Source organism: Mesorhizobium sp. IMUNJ 23033, assembly GCF_044778005.1.
GTDB classification, from domain to species: Bacteria; Pseudomonadota; Alphaproteobacteria; order Rhizobiales; family Rhizobiaceae; genus Mesorhizobium; species Mesorhizobium amorphae_A.
In genome coordinates this window covers 71,241-87,430 of sequence record NZ_JBJACT010000030.1, presented here as the reverse complement: position 1 = coordinate 87,430, position 16,190 = coordinate 71,241, and the positions used below count along the sequence as shown (strand labels likewise).

Here is a 16,190-nt window from a genome sequence, read left to right as displayed (position 1 = left end):
TGTACCTCAGGCCTTCTGCGCGACTTTTTCATCGATTTGGCGCGAGAGTATGGCGGAGAACTCGTCCGAGAACCCTTCCATGCGCACGGCGATCTTGTTCGCATCCGATGACAGCTTGTTGTAGGCGATCACCGCGGGAATGGCGGCGAGCAGGCCGATGGCCGTGGCCAGCAGCGCTTCGGCGATGCCGGGCGCCACCACCGACAGGCTGGTGTTCTTGGAAGCGGCAATGGCTTGGAACGAAGTCATGATGCCGATGACGGTGCCGAACAGGCCGATAAAGGGCGCCGCCGAACCGGTGGTGGCGAGGAAGCCGAGCCGTCCCTCCAGCCGCTCCATCTCGCGCGTCAATGCCAGGTCCATCGCCTTGTCGATGCGGGTCTGCAGGCCGAGCGGCGATTTCGCGCCCTTCTCGAAGCTCTTTTTCCATTCGCGCATGGCGGCAACGAAGATCGCGCCCATGCCGGTGGTCTTGCGGTCGGCGAGCGTACGGTAAAGCTCTTCCAGCGACTGTCCCGACCAGAAAACCTGTTCGAAGCGGTTGAGCGCGAGCCGCATGCGGGCATAGGTGACCAGCTTGTCGACGATGATCGCCCAGGTCCAGATCGAGGCGAAGAGCAGGCCGATCATCACCAGCTTGACGACCCAGTTGGCCTGCATGAACAGCGCCCAAATCGACAGATGCGCGCCCGGTTCGGCGAGTGCGATGTTTTCCATGGTTACGTCCTTAAAGATTTTCCGGGCATCGCTGGCGGCTGGCCCATGGGCATCCCTTGTGGTCCGTTCGCGCGAAGCTTGAAGCTTGCGGAGCACCCCAAATGCGCCGTTCTCGGCCTTTTCGGGGCAAATATTGGTCAAAGGAAGGCGTTCGGATTCCGCCAATCTTCACCAATCTCTTCATGAACCGTTATGGTTAAGGATGGGTTAGGACGTACAGCGCGGCGCATTGCCGCGCCTCCGGATCGCTTGGCTGGTGGTTGGGTTTGTTATTCGAATGGTCGCCGAGGTTGCCGATGCGCGAAATATCAGCCGTTTGCCTTGGGTAAGAAAGCCGCCACCCAATCCTTCGGAAAGCGCCTTGGCCTTCCGTTCTCGCCGATGATCGCTGCCTCGACCCGCGCTTTGACCAGGACTTCGCTGCCGCGCTTCAGCTGTTGCGCCATGACGATGCGGGCGCCGGAAATATCCTCGGTGCGCGTGTCGATGGTCAGGATGTCATCCATCCGGGCGGGCGAGCGGAAATCGATCTCCATGCGCCTGACCACCCAGACGATCTTTTCGCCATGCCTGCCGTTGGCCAGCTCGGTGTGGTGGACGCCGGCAAGCCTGAGATAATCGGAACGGCCGCGCTCGAAGAATTCGAGATAGCGGGCATGGTAGACGACGCCGGAGAAATCCGTGTCGGCATAATAGACCCGCGCCATCAGCCGGTGGCCGAATTCCGTCAGCGCGCCGGAAAGCCCGGCCACAAGCGTTGCCGATTCACCATGATCGTCCATAGCGCTTTCCTTTTCGGGCATGAGCAGGCAGGTGTTGCGGCGCGGGAACCGGATGGCACTGTTGGGCGCGATGATCAAGACCTTGCTGGCGATGCTGCTTGTGCTGACCAACCTGGTGCTGCCTGGCCAGGCGGCAACCTTCTCGATGAAGCGCGGCCTCAACCTCGACCAATGGACGACCTGGGTCGGCGAGGACAAGTGGAACGACCCGAAAGCCATCCTGCCCTATCCGGAATGGCGCAAATTCCTCAAAGACGATGACCTCAAGGCGCTGAAGGATGCCGGTTTCGATTTCCTGCGCATGCCGGTCGACCCCTCGCCGTTCCTCTCCGCCGAGACGGTGGCGCTGCGCGACGACCTCTATGCCAGCGTGCTGGACTCGGTGCGCATGATCAACCGTGCCGGGCTGAAGGTCATCGTCGACATGCACCTGATCCCGTCCGGCGGCAGCCGCAAGATCGGCATGGGCCAGGTGATGGACAATCCCGAGATCTTCGAAGGTTATGTCGAGATGGTGCGCAAGATGGCGCGCACGCTTGCCGCCGAGGATCCGCACCAGGTCGCTTTCGAGCCGATGAACGAGCCGATCGTCGACTGTGACGGCGACGGCACCAGCCTGTGGCCCGACCGGCAGCTGAAGCTGTTCGCGGCGGCGCGCTCCTCGGCGACCAAACTCACCCTGATCCTGACCGGGGCCTGCTATTCTAACGCCGCCTCGCTGGCGAAGATCGATCCGAAGATGATCGCCGACGACAACATCATCTGGACCTTCCATTCTTATGATCCGTTCCTGCTCACCCATCAGGGCGCGACCTGGGCCGGCGATTTCATCCGCTATGTCACCGGTCTGCCCTTTCCGCTGACCGCGGTGCCGCACGCTCAGCTCGATGTGGCGCTGGATACGATCCGCGCCCGGATCAGGGCCGAAGCGCCATGGACGCGACAGAACGGCATGCTTGCCTATCTCGACGAGCAGGTCGCCAGTATGGACACGGACGAAAAGCTGCTTGGGCTGATGGATGCACCATTCAAGACGGTGGAAGGTTGGGCCAAGGCCAACGGCATCAAGCCGGAAAACATCACGCTGGGTGAGTTCGGCATGATTCGCCAGGAATACGGCAATTCCTATGTGATGCCTGGTGATGACCGCGCAGCCTATGTCAGGGACATGATCGCGCGCGCCGAAGCGCACGGCTTTTCCTGGTCGGTGTGGAGTTTCGGCGGCGCCTTCGGCATCGTCGATGCCTTCGATGGCGACAAGGCCGAGCCTGAAGTGATGGATGCGATCCGGTCGCTTCACTAAGACGCCGGGCGGGATTGAGGAATTAACCCAAATCGATCTGCAGTATCTCCGGGCGCATTCCAAAACGCACCGGCATGATGCTGAAGCCGAGCCCGCCGGATACGATCAGGTTGCTGTCATGTTCCACGACGTGGCCATAGGCGTAGCGATTGCCGAACCGTGACGGCACGACCGGCGAATAGCCGAACAGCCGCACCTGCCCGCCATGGGTGTGGCCGGACAGGGTCAGCGAAACCCGCGACGGCACCTTCGGAAATATGTCCGGCTCATGCGCCAGCAGGATGACGGGCGCGCTGTCGCTTACCTTGGCCAGCGTGCCGTCGAGATCGTCCAGGCCTTTGAAGCCAATCCGGCCCCACTCTACGCCCGGCCGCAAGGCAAGCTGGTCGGCAAGTCCGGCAAGCCAGAAGCCGTGTCCGTCCTTTTCCAAGCGCACGACATCGTTCTCCAGTACCGGAATGCCGACGGCCTCAAGCGCCCTGCGCGCCACCGTCGGTCCGGCTCCGGCCTTTTGCGCGGCATGATCGTGCCACCAGTCGTGATTGCCGAGGATCGACAAGACACCGAGCGGTGCCATGAGACCTGACAGAGCCGAGGCCCATTCCGGTTCAGTCACCTGGTCCGTCACCAGGCGCATGCCAGCAATATAGTCGCCAAGCAGGACGATCAGGTCCGGCTGCAAGGCGTTCGCCTCGGCGGCGAGCGAGGCAATCCGCTCGGGCGTCATCCAGGGACGGCAGGCATGGATGTCGGCCAGTGCAACGACGCGCAGCTTGAGACCCGCCGGCCAATGCGGCGGTGTCAGCGAATAGCGCTTCACATGCGTCAGCAGCATCGGCTCGATGCCGACTGCATAGGCGCCAAGCGACACCATCGACAGGAACGAGCCGCCGATGAGGCGCAGGAAGCCACGTCTGGTGATCATCGATGAGCCCCGGCCTCTTTGGGATGGCAAGTCCATTGAGCAAGACTTGCCATGAAGCGGGCAATTGCGCCTTCGCGCTGGCGGAGGCGAGGAGATTTTGCGCAGAAAAGCCGTCCCTCGGGCAACCGAAGAACAAATCTCCGTTACTCTTCCTGGAACAGGCTGATCTGCTGCTGCGCCAGATCCTTCGGTGCGTCGAGGCCGAGATGGCGCCAGGCATTGGCCGTCAGCACCCGGCCGCGCGGCGTGCGCTGGATGAAGCCCTGCTGAATGAGATAAGGCTCGATGATGTCCTCGATGGCATCGCGCGGCTCGGAGAGTCCCGCGGCGATGGTCTCTATGCCGACCGGCCCACCGCCGAAATTGCGCGCGATCATCGACAGATAGCGGCGGTCAAGCGCATCGAGGCCGAGCGCATCGACCTCCAGCCTGGTCAGCGCCTCGTCGGCGATCCTGCGGTCGACGTGGCCGTCACCGGCGACCGATGCAAAATCGCGCACCCGGCGCAGCAGTCGGCCGGCGATACGCGGCGTGCCGCGCGCGCGCCGCGCTATCTCAAGCGCGCCATCGTCGCCCAGTGGCATCGAGAGAATCCGGGCGCCGCGCCGCACGATCTGTTCCAGTTCCTCGACCGTGTAGAAATTGAGCCGGACCGGAATGCCGAAACGGTCGCGCAGCGGATTGGTCAACAGGCCGAGCCGCGTGGTGGCGGCGACAAGCGTGAAGCGGGCAAGGTCGATCTTGACCGAACGCGCCGCCGGCCCTTCGCCGATGATCAGGTCGAGCTGGAAATCCTCCATCGCCGGATAGAGGATTTCCTCGACCGCCGGATTGAGCCGGTGGATCTCGTCGATGAACAGCACGTCGCGGTCTTCGAGATTGGTGAGCAGCGCCGCCAGATCGCCGGCCTTGGCGATGACCGGGCCGGAGGTCGAACGGAAGTTGACGCCGAGTTCGCGCGCCATGATCTGCGCCAGCGTCGTCTTGCCAAGACCCGGCGGACCGACGAACAGCACATGGTCGAGCGCCTCGCCGCGCCCCTTGGCGGCGTCGACGAAGACCTTGAGGTTGGCCCGTACCGCCGCCTGGCCGACGAAGTCGTCAAGCGTCTGTGGCCGCAAGGTCTGCTCGGCATCCTCGCCGCGTTTGTCGGGCGCAATCAGGCGGGGCGAAAGGCTCATGCTGCCTTCCTTGCACAGGGCAGAGAACGGAACAAGCGACGCCTCACCGCGCCAGTTCCTTCAGCCCAAATCGAATGAGCTTCGAGGCATCGGCGCCCTCGCCGGCCGTCTTCAACGCCGCCGACACCGCATTGGCAGCGATGTCGCGCGAATAACCGAGATTGACCAGCGCCGAGACGGCATCGGTGATCGGCGCCGGTGCGACGCCCTCGCCGAGCTCCTGCTTGAGGCCGATGGTGCCGGAGGCAGCACCCGCATAGGCCGGCGCCTTGTTCTTCAGTTCGGTGACGATGCGCTCAGCCACCTTCTTGCCGACGCCCGGCGCGCGGGAGACCATCGCGATATCGCGCAGCGCGATCGCATTGGCGAGATCGGCCGGCGCCAGCGTCGACAGGATGGCCAGTGCCACCTTGGCGCCGACGCCCTGCACATTGTTCATCAAGAGCCGAAACCATTCGCGCTCCAGCACCGACTGGAAGCCGTAGAGCCGGATCATGTCCTCGCGTACATAGGTCTCGATGAACAGCACCACAGCCTCGCCGGGCGCCGGCAACGCGGCAAGTGTGCGCGCCGAGCAGTAGGCGACGTAGCCGACGCCATGCACGTCGACGAGGCAGAAATCCTCTTCGATCTCGTCCAGCGTGCCCTTGAGCTTGCCGATCATTTGAGCTTGCCGATCATACGTGCCCCCTCATACGAGCGCCGCCATCCGGTAGGCGACGCTCTGCCGGTGATGCGCGTGGCAGATGGCGATGGCCAGCGCGTCGGCCGCGTCGTCGGTGTCGAAAGTCGCCTTCGGCATCAGCACCTTGACCATCATATGGATCTGCTTCTTGTCGCCATGGCCGACACCGATCACCGCCTTTTTGACAGCGTTGGGCGCATATTCGGCAACGACCAGCCCGGCGCGCGCCGGCACCAGCATGGCGATGCCGCGCGCCTGGCCAAGCTTCAGCGTCGCCGTTGCATCCTTGTTGACGAAAGTCTGCTCGACCGCGGCCTCGTGCGGCATGGCCGCGTGCAGCACCTCGGCCAGTCCGTCATGCAGCTGGCAGAGCCGCACCGCCAGCGCCGCCTTGTCGTCGGAACGCACGGTGCCGGAGCCGACGAAGCGCAGGGAATTGCCGAGGCTCTCGACGATGCCCCAGCCGGTGCGCCTGAGCCCCGGATCGATACCGATGATGCGAATCGCTTCCCCCATCCGCCAACTTTACCCTTGGCGGCAAGCGATGCCAGTGAAATGTGAACAAACCAGAAACGATGCCGCACAGCAACTCACTGGCTGCTTGAGAGTTCGCCCTGTTGGGAGAGATGCCGCGGCTTTTCAGCCGCGGGCAAACGCCGTGTTCAGCAAGCTGATCTGGTCGGAAACCGGATTGGCGCGGCGGACCGCCGGCGGCGCATCAGTGAAGGCGTTGCCGTAGATCTCCTCGTCCATGCGTCGCACCAGCGCCTGCAGGCGCAGCGAGCGCGTGACGAGGTCGAGAAAATCCGCCGGCAATTCGGCCCAGCCGATCGCTTCGTCATGCGCGGAAGCGGTGTCGAGACGCACCTTGGACTTTTCGGACGCGACCTGGTCGCGGGTCATCTCGCCGGAATTGGCCGCCCGCTGCAGAAGCAGCCAGGAAGCGACCTGCATCAGCCTGGTGGTCAGCCGCATCGATTCGGCCGCATAGAGGGTCGCAGCCGTCCTCGACAGCTTCTTGGCCTCGGCGCGGCCCTTGCCGTCGAGATACTCGGCTGCCTGCTCGACCAGGCCCATGCCCTCCTGGTAGAGTGGCTTGAAGGACTGGGAGAAAACCCGGCGCTCCGCCAATTTGATGGTTTTCGCGCTCCCCATGGAAGGCTCGTTCATCGCTACGCCCCTGCACTGCCGCAAGCCGATTCGGCATCGTATGCCGTCACGCCCTGAACCCTAAATGACTGAAGCTTGAAAATGCGCTTCGCCGCCGGTGAAGGCAAGCACATGTTTAACGAAGGGTTAACGGCGGAGCCGGCCTGGCCAAAGCGGGCCGCGGACAAAAAAAGAGCCGCGGATAAGGCGGCTCTCAGGAGTTTAACAGGGAGGCGTCAAACAAAGTGGCTCCAACCACTCGGTAAGAATCCAGATCACTGGATGCGCATAGTAAACGCCCGTAAAGCTTAATGAACCCTTAACGGCGCCGGAAAAATTCTCATCGTGCCGCAAATCTGTACCGCTTCGGGACAGGGCGGGCATCGCCGCGCCCGTGGACAAACGGGCCCGATCGGGCGGCGTGCGCATCGTTGATACAAGCCGGTCTCCCTCCCGACATCGTTCCGAAACAGCCGCCACGCTAAACGTCCGCTCCTCCGAACCGGGGCGGCCGCGCCGCCTGCAATCATTTGGGATATCCAAGGGAGAGATCCATGGACTGGTATTCGATCGTCAAATTCCTCCACATCGTCTCGGCCACCCTGTGGGTCGGCGGCGGTTTCGTACTGTTCCTGCTTGGCGTGCTTGCCGAGCGCGCCGGCAACATCGAAGACAAGCTTCAGGCGATGCGCGCCAGCGGCCAGCTGGGCGGACGCTTTTTCGCGCCGATGTCGATGCTGACGCTCATCTTCGGGCTCATCATGTGCGGCTTCTGGATCGGCTTCTCCGACCTCTGGATCCTGATCGGCCTTGCCGGCTACGCCACCACCTTCTCGATCGGCATGTTCATCTTCAAGCCGACCGCCGAGCGGATGGCCGGCATGATCGCCAAGGACGGCGTGACGCCGGCCGCCCTTGCCATGGGCCAGCGCATGATGAGCGTGGCGCGCTTCGACTATGCGGTGATGCTGGTGATCGTCGCCGACATGGTTCTCAAGCCGACCGCGCATGACCTCGCCGTCCTCGCCGGCATGGCGCTGGTCGTGGTGGCAGGCGCCACGCTCGCCTTTGGCGGCAGCAGCCGGCTCGTGGAGAGCGCTGCCTGAAACGGTGATGGGGCAGCCGCGTGGCCGCCCCTCGCGATCTAAAACAGGCCGGCAATCCCGTCCCGCAGAAGCTTGACCGCGACGACGGCCACGGTCGCGTAGGTGAACGGATAAAAAATCTCCGGCCGCATGCGCCGCACCAGCCAGGCGCCGGCGATGGTCGAGAGCGGCGCCAATGGCATCAGCACCGCCGATGCGGTCAAATTGGCGGTGTCGAACTGGCCGAGCGCGAAATAGGGGATCAGCTTCAGCGCATTGGTGGCGGCGAAGAAGATCGCCGACGTCCCGGACAGCACCTTCGGATCGAGTCGAATCGGCAAGGCATAGACCTGGAAGGGCGGGCCGCCGACATGCGCGACGAAGCTGGTGAAGCCGGCGACGGTGCCCCAGAAGGCGGCGGCCACGCGGTTGGGTGCCGCCGCATGGTCGGCGCCGTGGCGGAACTGCAGATAGAGCCAGCGCAGCACGAAGATCAGCGCGACCGCGCCGACGATCAACCGCACCATCTCTTCGGTGACCAAAGCAGCCGTCAACCAGCCGAGGCCGATGCCGATCACCGCTCCCGGCATCATGTCGATCAGCATCTTGCGGTCGTAGACGCCCCACCATGTCCAGACCGAAACGATGTCCATCAGGCACAGGATCGGCAGCAGGATGGCGGCGGCCTGCACCGGCGGCATCGTCAGCGCCATCAAGGGCACGCCGACAAAGCCGACCGCCCCGCCAAAGCCGCCTTTCGACAGGCCGACGAGAATGACCGCCGGAAGGGCGGCGGCATAGAACCACGGATCGGCGAGCAGACCTGACATCGGTGAAGGAAGGCTGGAGGGGAAGACGGTGGCCCCTGCAATAACCCAGAAACCTTCGCGCCGCGACAGCCAATATTGGAGGCAGCGGCTGCTGGCGATCAACTGTCCGTAACCCCGCTTCACGGATTTGCGGCATCTGGCCGGCCGATGCATAAGATGGTCCGCCAGCGCGCTATGTCCGGGCCATAGGGTTTTGAGATTGAACGAAATCAATATCCGCCGCGCGGAAGAAGCCGACCTTCCGGCCATCGTCGCCATGCTTGCGGACGATCCGCTTGGACGCGGCCGCGAGGACACCAGCGAGCCACTTGCCAAGGCCTATCGGGATGCCTTCGCGGCCGTCGATGCGGACCCCAACCAGTTTCTCGCCGTCATGACCGAGGGCAGCCGCATCATCGGTACGCTGCAGATCACCTACCTTGCCGGGCTGTCGTTACAGGGTGCGTTGCGCGGTCAGATCGAAGCCGTCCGCATCGCCGACGACCGGCGCGGGACGGGGCTGGGGCAACGCCTGCTGGAGTGGGCGGTCGAAGAGTGCCGCCAGCGTGGCTGCAGGCTGGTCCAGTTGACAACCAACAAGAGCCGCCAGGACGCGCATCGCTTCTATGATCGGCTTGGCTTCAAGGCCAGCCATATCGGCTACAAGCTCGAACTGTAGGTCAGCTTCGGGCGGGGGTATCGAGCGGCGGCGGGCGGCGCCTGATCGGCTGCGCCTTGATGATGGCAGTGCTCGTCTCCGCCTTGTCGGCGATGCGGTCGAGCAGGTGGTCCAGTTCGCCGATCGAACGCACGAACAGCCGCGCGACAAAACAGTCGTCGCCGGTGACCTTGTCGCATTCGCCGAACTCTGGAATCTCCTCGATCAGCTTCTGCACGATATGCAGCTTGCCCGGCAGCGGCCGGATGCGCACGATCGCCTGCAGCGAAAAGCCCAGCGCCTGTGGATCGATCTCGATGGTGAAGGCCCGGATGACGCCGCGCTCCTCGAGCCGCCGCAGCCGCTCCGAGACGCTCGGCGACGACAGCCCGATCTGCTGCGCCAGGTCCTTCAGCGAGGTTCGTGAATCTCTCACCAGGATCTCGAGAAGTTTTTTGTCCTGCTCGTCCAGCATTTTTACTTCCTGAGATAAAAAGCCGACAACGCCTAATTAAATTAGGCAACATATCTACATGCCCCTTCCTATCTCATGGAACGCGCCGGCACAACATGGGATTGTCAAGCATCGATGATCCGGGAGCAAGCTATGGACAACACGGTGCGCGGCACGATCGAAATGACGGCCGCAATGGCGATCCTCGGCACGATCGGCTGGTTCGTCGTCATGTCGGGCCAGCCGATCATGGACGTGGTGTTCTGGCGTTGCGCTTTTGGCGCCGTGATGCTGTTGGTTGTCTGCGCAGCACTTGGCTTGCTGCGCGGCAGGCTGACGCTTCGCATCGTGGCGATCGCCGCCCTCGGCGGCGCGGCCATCGTCATCAACTGGCTCTTGCTGTTCAGCGCCTTTTCGCGCGCCTCGATCTCGATCGCAACCGCTGTCTACAACACCCAGCCCTTCATGCTGGTCGGCTTCGGCGCGCTGTTCTTCGGCGAGCGGCTGACCCTGACCAAGCTGACCTGGCTTGGCATTGCCTTCGCCGGCATGCTGCTGATCGTGCAGGCCACGCCCGACGCTGGCAATGTCGGCACCGACTATTTTACCGGCATCGCGATGGCGCTGGGGGCGGCCTTCTTCTGGGCCGTCGCCGCCATCGTCACCAAGAAGCTCAGGGGCACGCCGCCGCACCTGATCGCGCTGATCCAGGTCTGCGTCGGCGTCGTCATGCTGGCGCCCTTTGCCAATCTTTCCGATCTTCCCGCCGACGCGTGGAGCTGGACCATGCTGGCGACGCTCGGCATCGTCCACACCGGCCTGATGTACATCCTGATGTATGGCGCCATCCAGAAGCTGCCGACGCATCTGCAGGGATCGCTGTCCTTCATCTATCCCGTCGTGGCGATCCTGGTCGATGTCGTGGCCTTCGGCCATCGTCTGCATCCCGCCCAGATCATCGGCGCTGCTGCCATCCTGGTTGCCGCCGCCGGGATGAATCTCAGCTGGTCGCTGTGGAGATCGAAGCCGCCGGTCGAAAGCGCTCAGGCCGTCAAATGAGCCTCAGATCGGCCGCCCGCCGATGATCGTAAACCAAGGGCGTCGCAATGATCCCCGCCCGCCTGTTCAAGGCGGGCGCTTTGCTCTATGCCGCAATGCAACCATCTTCGCCCGGCATAGGCGAAAACCGGGATCGAAAGCCAATGAACGACGCCACACCGCCCAACCGCTGCCGCATCGTGCTGATCGCGCCGAAAGACGCGCCGGCCGAGCGCATTGCGGCGGCCTTCGAAGGCGGCGACGTCGCCTCGCTCATCCTGCCTGAAAACGGCATGGACGAGGCCTCCTTCCAGGCCTTCGCCGAACAGATCGTGCCGCTCGCACAGGCTGCCGGCATCGCCGTCGTCATCGCCGGCGACAGCCGCATCGCCGGACGTGTCCAGGCCGACGGCATCCATGTCGAGGTCTCCAAGGGCGAACTTGCCGAGACCATCGAACATTTTCAGGGGAAAATGATGGTCGGCGCCGGCGGCGCCAAGACCCGCGACGACGCGCTGGAACTCGGTGAAGCCAGGCCCGACTACATCTTCTTCGGCCGCTTCGGCTACGACAACAAGCCGGAGCCGCATCCGCGCAATCTGTCGCTCGGGCAATGGTGGGCGGATATGATCCAGATTCCCTGCATCGTCATGGCCGGCTCCGAGATCGCTTCCGTCGAAACCGTGGCCGTCACGGGTGCCGAATTCGTGGCGCTGTCCAGCGCCGTCTTTGCCGACGGCATCGACCCGAAGGCGGCAGTCGCCACCGCCAATGCGATGCTAGACGAAACCGCGCCGCGTTTCGAGGACTGACGTGCGCTGGCTGCGGTTTCCTCTCCTGGCTCTTGTCGTGGCCGTTGCTGCCCAGCCCGCCTCTGCCGCGCAGACCGTTCCGCTGCCGCAGCCCAAGCCGGATGCAGGCGCGCATGTCGACAAGCCGATCGAGACACCGCTGCCGCAGCCCGCCACCACGGCACCGCTGCCGTCGGTCGACACCATCAATCCCGATCGTTTCGGCGCCAAGCCGGCGGATCCGGCCTATGGCGCCTTTCAGCGCGGGCTTTACAAGACCGCCTACAATCTCGCTTTGGTGCGCGCGCAGAACGGCGATCCGGCTGCCGAGACGCTGGTGGCCGAGATCCTGTCGCGCGGGCTTGGCGTGCCGTTGAACGCGGCGGAAGCCGCGAAATGGTACGCGCTTGCCGCCGAGCAGGGCGTGCCGGAATCGCAGTTCCAGTACGCGCTGATGCTGCTCGACGGCCGCTACGTCAAGAAGGACGAGAAGGGGGCCTATGCGCTGATGCAGGCCGCCGCCGAGGCCGGCAACCGGCTGGCGCAGTTCAATTTCGCGCAATTGCTCGTCCAGCAGGACCCGGGCGATGTCGGCATGGCCAAGGCCGCGTCCTACTACGAACGCGCCGCAGCCACCGGGCTCGCAGACGCGCAATATGCGATGGCGCAGATTTATGCCAATGGCATCGGCGGCAAGCCGCGCGACGATGCCCAGGCGCGCACCCTTTTGGCGCAGGCCGCCAGGCAGAATTACGACACGGCGCAGATCGACCTCGCCACCTGGATGATCGAAGGGCGCGGCGGCAATCGCGATCTCAAATCCGGCTTCGGCTGGATGAAGCAGGCCGCCGAGGGCGGCAACGTCGCGGCCCAGAACCGCCTCGCCAAGCTTTATATGGAAGGCATCGGCACCGACCCCGATTTGATCCTTGCCGGCGCCTGGTACGTCGTCGCCCGCCGCGCCGGGCTGATCGATCCGCAGATGGACGATTTCCTGCAAGGCCTGACCGACGACCAGACGAGGCAGGCGCTGCAGAAGGCCAACCGCCTGCCTTGACGCTACCGCAGGTCAGGTAGGAACGCCGTCGCCGCCGATCAGGCCTGTGTCGCCCCGCTCCCTTGCCTCTCCAGCCGATTTGTGGTCTTGGAGGCGCCAAATCGCCGTCAGGCGACAATCTCATTCCGGAACAACTCAACATGGCCAAGATCAATGGCAACGAAATCCGTCCGGGCTATGTCATCGAGCACGATGGCGGCCTGTGGGTGGCGGTCAAGACCAACACCGTCAAGCCCGGCAAGGGCGGCGCCTACAACCAGGTCGAGCTGAAGAACCTCATCAACGGCACCAAGCTCAACGAGCGCTTCCGCTCCGCCGAGACGGTCGAGCAGATCAGGCTGGAGATGAAGGACTTTTCCTTCCTCTACGAGCAGGGCGACGCGCTGGTGTTCATGGATACCGAGAGCTACGAACAGCTTGAACTGCAGAAGGATTTCGTCGGCGACCGCGCCGCCTTCCTGCAGGACGGCATGATGGTGACGGTGCAGCTCTATGAAGAGCGGCCGATCGGTATTTCGCTGCCCGACCAGGTGACGCTGACCATCACCGAGGCCGACCCGGTGGTGAAAGGCCAGACGGCGGCCTCGTCCTATAAGCCGGCGATCCTGGAAAACGGCATCCGCGTTCTCGTGCCGCCGTTCATCGGCGCCGGTGAGCGCATCCTCGTCGACACCAACGAAATCACTTACATTCGCCGCGCCGATTAGGGCTGCGAGCAGCGGGAAGAACAAAAATGGCGCGCTCCGCGATCCTCAATGTCATGGTCCAGGCCGCCATGAAGGCCGGCCGCTCGCTGTCGCGCGACTTCGGCGAAGTGCAGAACCTGCAGGTCTCGATGAAGGGGCCGGGCGACTATGTCAGCCAGGCCGACCGCAAGGCCGAGGACATCCTGTTCACCGAGCTGTCGAAGGCACGGCCGGCTTACTCCTTCCTGATGGAGGAGCGCGGCGCCGTCGAGGGCGATGACGGCCAGCACCGCTGGATCGTCGACCCGCTCGACGGCACCACCAATTTCCTGCACGGCATTCCGCTATTTGCCATCTCGATCGCGCTCGAGCGCCAGGGCCAGATCGTCGCCGGCGTCATCTACAATCCGGCGATGGACGAGCTCTACACCGCCGAGCGCGGCGGCGGCGCCTTCATGAACGACCGCCGGCTGCGCGTCGCCGGCCGCACCAAGCTGGTCGACGCGGTGATCGGCTGCGGCATGCCGCATCTCGGCCGCGGCCAGCACGGCAATTTCCTTGTCGAACTGCGCAATGTGATGGCCGAGGTTTCAGGCGTGCGCCGCCTCGGCTCCGCCTCGCTCGATCTCGCCTATGTCGCCGCCGGCCGCATGGACGGGTTCTGGGAAGTCGGCCTGTCGGCCTGGGACATCGCCGCCGCCCTGCTCTTGATCCGCGAAGCAGGCGGCTTCGTCTCCGACTTCGACGGCGGCCAGGACATGCTGGACAACGGCTCGGTCGTCGCCGGCAACGAGATCATCCAGCGCGCGCTGTTGAAGACGGTCAAGAAGCCGGTTACGCCGCGTTAGAGCAATTCCAGGAAAAGTGTGTAGCGGTTTTCCGTCCGGAATTGCGTAGGACAAATACTCAGGGCGGCTCAACGATTCTACCCAAACTGAACCGCTCTGATGAAGGTTGCCGCGCTGAAGCGCCGCAGTCGCAAAATCGCAACCAAAGCTTGAAATACTGTCCGGCAACCGCCCAGATACGGGCGATGCAGGGCCATTCATGAGCGATACCGGACCACAATCCCAGCTCGACATCCCGTTCATGGGCCGCTGGCACTATTCGCGCGCCGAAATGATCGCCGACGGCATCGTCCACGCGGTGGGCATCGTGCTGGCGATCTCGGCCGGCTCGGCATTCCTGGCGCTGGCGGCCTTCCATGCCGGTCCCGGCGAGTATATCGCCGCCGCCTTCTACGTCGTCTCGCTGCTTACCGTCTTGTCGGTGTCGCTGGCCTATAATCTCTGGCCGGTGTCGTCGCCGGCGAAGTGGATCCTGCGTCGCTTCGACCATGCCGCGATCTATCTCCTGATCGCCGCGACCTATACGCCCTTCCTCGCCCAACTCGATGGCTCGCCGTTGGCTGTCTCGATGATCGTCCTGGTCTGGGTCTCGGCGGCGATCGGCATCGCCATAAAAGTGTTTCTTCCCGGCCGCTTCGACCGGCTGGCGGTCGTCTTCTATCTCGCCATCGGCTGGAGCGGCATCGTCCTGGTCGGCCCGCTGGTGCAGACCTTGCCGACGATATCGATCGCGCTGATCGTCGCCGGCGGCGTTGTTTACTCCTTGGGCGTCATCTTCTTCGCCTGGAAGGGCCTGCGCTTCCACAACGCGGTCTGGCACGGCTTTGTCGTGACCGGCGCCGGCTTGCATCTGGCCGCCATGGTCGACTGCCTGGTGATAAACCGCTTCTGAGCTTTGGCCGGCAATATTGCCAAGCGCCATTCAATTTGGTCACAATTCCGTTTAGAGTCGCGAACAAGTTGATCGGCGGCAGCGGCATCGGAAACGGGGCACGAATGGCTTTTCTCAGATCCTTCGGCATCGGCAGGCGCTCCGACGTTCTGATCTACGACCCCCATAAACTGTCCAGCCCGCAGGTTTTTCTGCTGACCATGCTGATCTTCCTGGTCATCGTGGCCTTCATCGCCGCCATCCTGACCCGCCAGGTCTCGAGCGCATTCGTCACCAATCCGGGCCTCAACGGGCTGATCATCGGCGTGCTGGTGGTCGGCATCCTGCTGGCCTTCGCCCAGGTCGGGCGCCTGTTTCGCGAGGTGCGCTGGGTCAACTCCTTCCGCGCCGGCTCGGAAACCACCGAACCGGTGCTGCTGGCGCCGATGAAGGCGATGATCGGCCGTTCGTCGACGGTGGCCTTCTCGACCTCCTCGATGCGCACCATGCTCGATTCGATCGCCACCCGCCTCGACGAAAGCCGTGACACCTCGCGCTATCTCGTCGGCCTCCTGGTGTTCCTCGGCCTGCTCGGCACCTTCTGGGGCCTGCTCAACACCATCGGCTCGATCCGCGAAACCATCGAATCTCTCGATCCCGGCACCGGTGATGCCGCCGCTGTGCTGGAGTCGCTCAAGCAAGGCCTGTCGGCGCCGCTGGCCGGCATGGGCACCGCCTTCTCGTCCTCGCTGTTCGGTCTCTCCGGCTCGCTGGTGCTCGGCTTCCTCGACCTGCAGGCAGGCCGCGCCCAGACCCGCTTCTACACCGAGCTGGAAAACTGGCTGTCCTCGGTCACCGATCTCTCCTCCGACATCGTCGTTGCCGATCCGGTCAGGAGCGAACCTTCCGACGAGATCCGCCTGTTGTCGGAAAGGCTGCGCAGCCTGCAGGAGAATGGCGGCGGCTCCAATCCGCGCGTCGCCACCGCCATGGCCAATCTCGCCGACGGCATCTCCGGTCTGGTCAAGAACATGCGCTCCGAACAGCAGATCATGCGCGACTGGGTCGAGGCGCAGTCAGACGAGCAGAAGGCGATGCGCAACACGCTGGAAAAGATCGCCGACGCCCTGAAGAAGCAGGGAGTCCACTAG

19 protein-coding genes are annotated in these 16,190 nt (G+C 63.8%); 10 read left to right on the top strand and 9 right to left on the bottom strand.

Features of this window, described 5'->3' with window-relative positions:
* Window positions 1-6: 6 nt before the first annotated feature.
* The gene (tolQ, locus tag ACFX5Q_RS27255; RefSeq protein WP_404282969.1) at window positions 7-717 is read right to left on the bottom strand and encodes a protein TolQ; all 711 of its coding nucleotides are present in this window, start codon (window positions 715-717) and stop codon (window positions 7-9) included.
* Between the two features lie 308 nt (window positions 718-1,025).
* Window positions 1,026-1,499, bottom strand: coding sequence for a tol-pal system-associated acyl-CoA thioesterase (gene ybgC, locus ACFX5Q_RS27250; protein WP_404282967.1), 474 nt, complete (start codon window positions 1,497-1,499; stop codon window positions 1,026-1,028).
* A gap of 52 nt (window positions 1,500-1,551) precedes the next feature.
* Between ybgC and ACFX5Q_RS27245 the strand changes: the two genes are divergently transcribed.
* Window positions 1,552-2,802, top strand: a complete 1,251-nt coding sequence (locus ACFX5Q_RS27245; RefSeq protein ID WP_404282966.1) for a glycoside hydrolase family 5 protein — start codon at window positions 1,552-1,554, stop codon at window positions 2,800-2,802.
* 22 nt (window positions 2,803-2,824) lie between these two features.
* Here ACFX5Q_RS27245 and ACFX5Q_RS27240 read toward each other — a convergent pair whose 3' ends face one another.
* From ACFX5Q_RS27240 to ACFX5Q_RS27220, 5 genes are all read right to left on the bottom strand, one after another.
* Window positions 2,825-3,727 carry a metallophosphoesterase gene (locus ACFX5Q_RS27240; protein WP_404282965.1) on the bottom strand — a complete coding sequence of 301 codons (903 nt, stop codon included), beginning with the start codon at window positions 3,725-3,727 and terminating at the stop codon, window positions 2,825-2,827.
* Window positions 3,728-3,870: 143 nt separating this feature from the next.
* A complete protein-coding gene (gene ruvB / locus ACFX5Q_RS27235) occupies window positions 3,871-4,908 on the bottom strand; it encodes a Holliday junction branch migration DNA helicase RuvB (RefSeq protein ID WP_006200120.1) in 1,038 nt (345 codons plus the stop codon).
* Window positions 4,909-4,951: 43 nt separating this feature from the next.
* A complete protein-coding gene (ruvA, locus tag ACFX5Q_RS27230) occupies window positions 4,952-5,572 on the bottom strand; it encodes a Holliday junction branch migration protein RuvA (protein WP_404282964.1) in 621 nt (206 codons plus the stop codon).
* 27 nt (window positions 5,573-5,599) lie between these two features.
* Entirely contained in the window at window positions 5,600-6,109 is a 510-nt protein-coding gene (gene ruvC / locus ACFX5Q_RS27225) for a crossover junction endodeoxyribonuclease RuvC (protein ID WP_404282962.1), read from the bottom strand.
* A gap of 123 nt (window positions 6,110-6,232) precedes the next feature.
* Window positions 6,233-6,763, bottom strand: a complete 531-nt coding sequence (locus tag ACFX5Q_RS27220; protein ID WP_040582001.1) for a DUF1465 family protein — start codon at window positions 6,761-6,763, stop codon at window positions 6,233-6,235.
* Window positions 6,764-7,296: 533 nt separating this feature from the next.
* Here ACFX5Q_RS27220 and ACFX5Q_RS27215 point away from each other — a divergent pair.
* On the top strand, window positions 7,297-7,848 hold the full coding sequence (locus ACFX5Q_RS27215; RefSeq protein ID WP_404282960.1) for a DUF2269 family protein: 552 nt from the start codon (window positions 7,297-7,299) through the stop codon (window positions 7,846-7,848).
* Window positions 7,849-7,886: 38 nt separating this feature from the next.
* Here ACFX5Q_RS27215 and ACFX5Q_RS27210 read toward each other — a convergent pair whose 3' ends face one another.
* A complete protein-coding gene (locus ACFX5Q_RS27210) occupies window positions 7,887-8,657 on the bottom strand; it encodes a sulfite exporter TauE/SafE family protein (RefSeq protein ID WP_404282991.1) in 771 nt (256 codons plus the stop codon).
* A 256-nt stretch (window positions 8,658-8,913) separates the two neighbouring features.
* Here ACFX5Q_RS27210 and ACFX5Q_RS27205 point away from each other — a divergent pair, with 256 nt between their 5' ends.
* Entirely contained in the window at window positions 8,914-9,315 is a 402-nt protein-coding gene (locus ACFX5Q_RS27205) for a GNAT family N-acetyltransferase (protein ID WP_404282990.1), read from the top strand.
* Between the two features lies 1 nt (window position 9,316).
* On the opposite strand, the gene ACFX5Q_RS27200 is transcribed toward ACFX5Q_RS27205, so the two are convergent.
* Window positions 9,317-9,769, bottom strand: coding sequence for an Lrp/AsnC family transcriptional regulator (locus ACFX5Q_RS27200; protein WP_192182053.1), 453 nt, complete (start codon window positions 9,767-9,769; stop codon window positions 9,317-9,319).
* A 132-nt stretch (window positions 9,770-9,901) separates the two neighbouring features.
* Here ACFX5Q_RS27200 and ACFX5Q_RS27195 point away from each other — a divergent pair, with 132 nt between their 5' ends.
* From ACFX5Q_RS27195 to ACFX5Q_RS27165, 7 genes are all read left to right on the top strand, one after another.
* On the top strand, window positions 9,902-10,807 hold the full coding sequence (locus ACFX5Q_RS27195) for a DMT family transporter (protein WP_404282958.1): 906 nt from the start codon (window positions 9,902-9,904) through the stop codon (window positions 10,805-10,807).
* Between the two features lie 143 nt (window positions 10,808-10,950).
* Complete coding sequence (locus ACFX5Q_RS27190) at window positions 10,951-11,598, top strand: thiamine phosphate synthase (protein ID WP_404282957.1); 648 nt, start codon at window positions 10,951-10,953, stop codon at window positions 11,596-11,598.
* Between the two features lie 37 nt (window positions 11,599-11,635).
* A complete protein-coding gene (locus tag ACFX5Q_RS27185) occupies window positions 11,636-12,634 on the top strand; it encodes a tetratricopeptide repeat protein (protein ID WP_404282955.1) in 999 nt (332 codons plus the stop codon).
* A 140-nt stretch (window positions 12,635-12,774) separates the two neighbouring features.
* Complete coding sequence (gene efp / locus ACFX5Q_RS27180) at window positions 12,775-13,341, top strand: elongation factor P (RefSeq protein ID WP_192182049.1); 567 nt, start codon at window positions 12,775-12,777, stop codon at window positions 13,339-13,341.
* A 26-nt stretch (window positions 13,342-13,367) separates the two neighbouring features.
* A complete protein-coding gene (locus ACFX5Q_RS27175) occupies window positions 13,368-14,168 on the top strand; it encodes an inositol monophosphatase family protein (protein ID WP_404282954.1) in 801 nt (266 codons plus the stop codon).
* Window positions 14,169-14,367: 199 nt separating this feature from the next.
* A complete protein-coding gene (locus ACFX5Q_RS27170; protein ID WP_404282952.1) occupies window positions 14,368-15,060 on the top strand; it encodes a hemolysin III family protein in 693 nt (230 codons plus the stop codon).
* A gap of 104 nt (window positions 15,061-15,164) precedes the next feature.
* Entirely contained in the window at window positions 15,165-16,190 is a 1,026-nt protein-coding gene (locus ACFX5Q_RS27165; RefSeq protein WP_404282950.1) for a MotA/TolQ/ExbB proton channel family protein, read from the top strand.

Coding starts and splice junctions, on each gene's coding strand:
- ACFX5Q_RS27170 (WP_404282952.1), top strand. CDS start 14,368: ATGAGCGATACCGGACCACAATCCCAGCTCGACATCCCGTTCATGGGC.
- ACFX5Q_RS27205 (WP_404282990.1), top strand. CDS start 8,914: ATGCTTGCGGACGATCCGCTTGGACGCGGCCGCGAGGACACCAGCGAG.
- ruvC (WP_404282962.1), bottom strand. CDS start 6,109: ATGGGGGAAGCGATTCGCATCATCGGTATCGATCCGGGGCTCAGGCGC.
- ACFX5Q_RS27220 (WP_040582001.1), bottom strand. CDS start 6,763: ATGAACGAGCCTTCCATGGGGAGCGCGAAAACCATCAAATTGGCGGAG.
- ruvB (WP_006200120.1), bottom strand. CDS start 4,908: ATGAGCCTTTCGCCCCGCCTGATTGCGCCCGACAAACGCGGCGAGGAT.
- ACFX5Q_RS27215 (WP_404282960.1), top strand. CDS start 7,297: ATGGACTGGTATTCGATCGTCAAATTCCTCCACATCGTCTCGGCCACC.
- ACFX5Q_RS27195 (WP_404282958.1), top strand. CDS start 9,902: ATGGACAACACGGTGCGCGGCACGATCGAAATGACGGCCGCAATGGCG.
- ACFX5Q_RS27175 (WP_404282954.1), top strand. CDS start 13,368: ATGGCGCGCTCCGCGATCCTCAATGTCATGGTCCAGGCCGCCATGAAG.
- ruvA (WP_404282964.1), bottom strand. CDS start 5,572: ATGATCGGCAAGCTCAAGGGCACGCTGGACGAGATCGAAGAGGATTTC.
- ACFX5Q_RS27210 (WP_404282991.1), bottom strand. CDS start 8,657: ATGTCAGGTCTGCTCGCCGATCCGTGGTTCTATGCCGCCGCCCTTCCG.
- ACFX5Q_RS27245 (WP_404282966.1), top strand. CDS start 1,552: ATGGCACTGTTGGGCGCGATGATCAAGACCTTGCTGGCGATGCTGCTT.
- ACFX5Q_RS27200 (WP_192182053.1), bottom strand. CDS start 9,769: ATGCTGGACGAGCAGGACAAAAAACTTCTCGAGATCCTGGTGAGAGAT.
- ACFX5Q_RS27165 (WP_404282950.1), top strand. CDS start 15,165: ATGGCTTTTCTCAGATCCTTCGGCATCGGCAGGCGCTCCGACGTTCTG.
- ACFX5Q_RS27240 (WP_404282965.1), bottom strand. CDS start 3,727: ATGATCACCAGACGTGGCTTCCTGCGCCTCATCGGCGGCTCGTTCCTG.
- ybgC (WP_404282967.1), bottom strand. CDS start 1,499: ATGGACGATCATGGTGAATCGGCAACGCTTGTGGCCGGGCTTTCCGGC.
- ACFX5Q_RS27190 (WP_404282957.1), top strand. CDS start 10,951: ATGAACGACGCCACACCGCCCAACCGCTGCCGCATCGTGCTGATCGCG.
- tolQ (WP_404282969.1), bottom strand. CDS start 717: ATGGAAAACATCGCACTCGCCGAACCGGGCGCGCATCTGTCGATTTGG.
- efp (WP_192182049.1), top strand. CDS start 12,775: ATGGCCAAGATCAATGGCAACGAAATCCGTCCGGGCTATGTCATCGAG.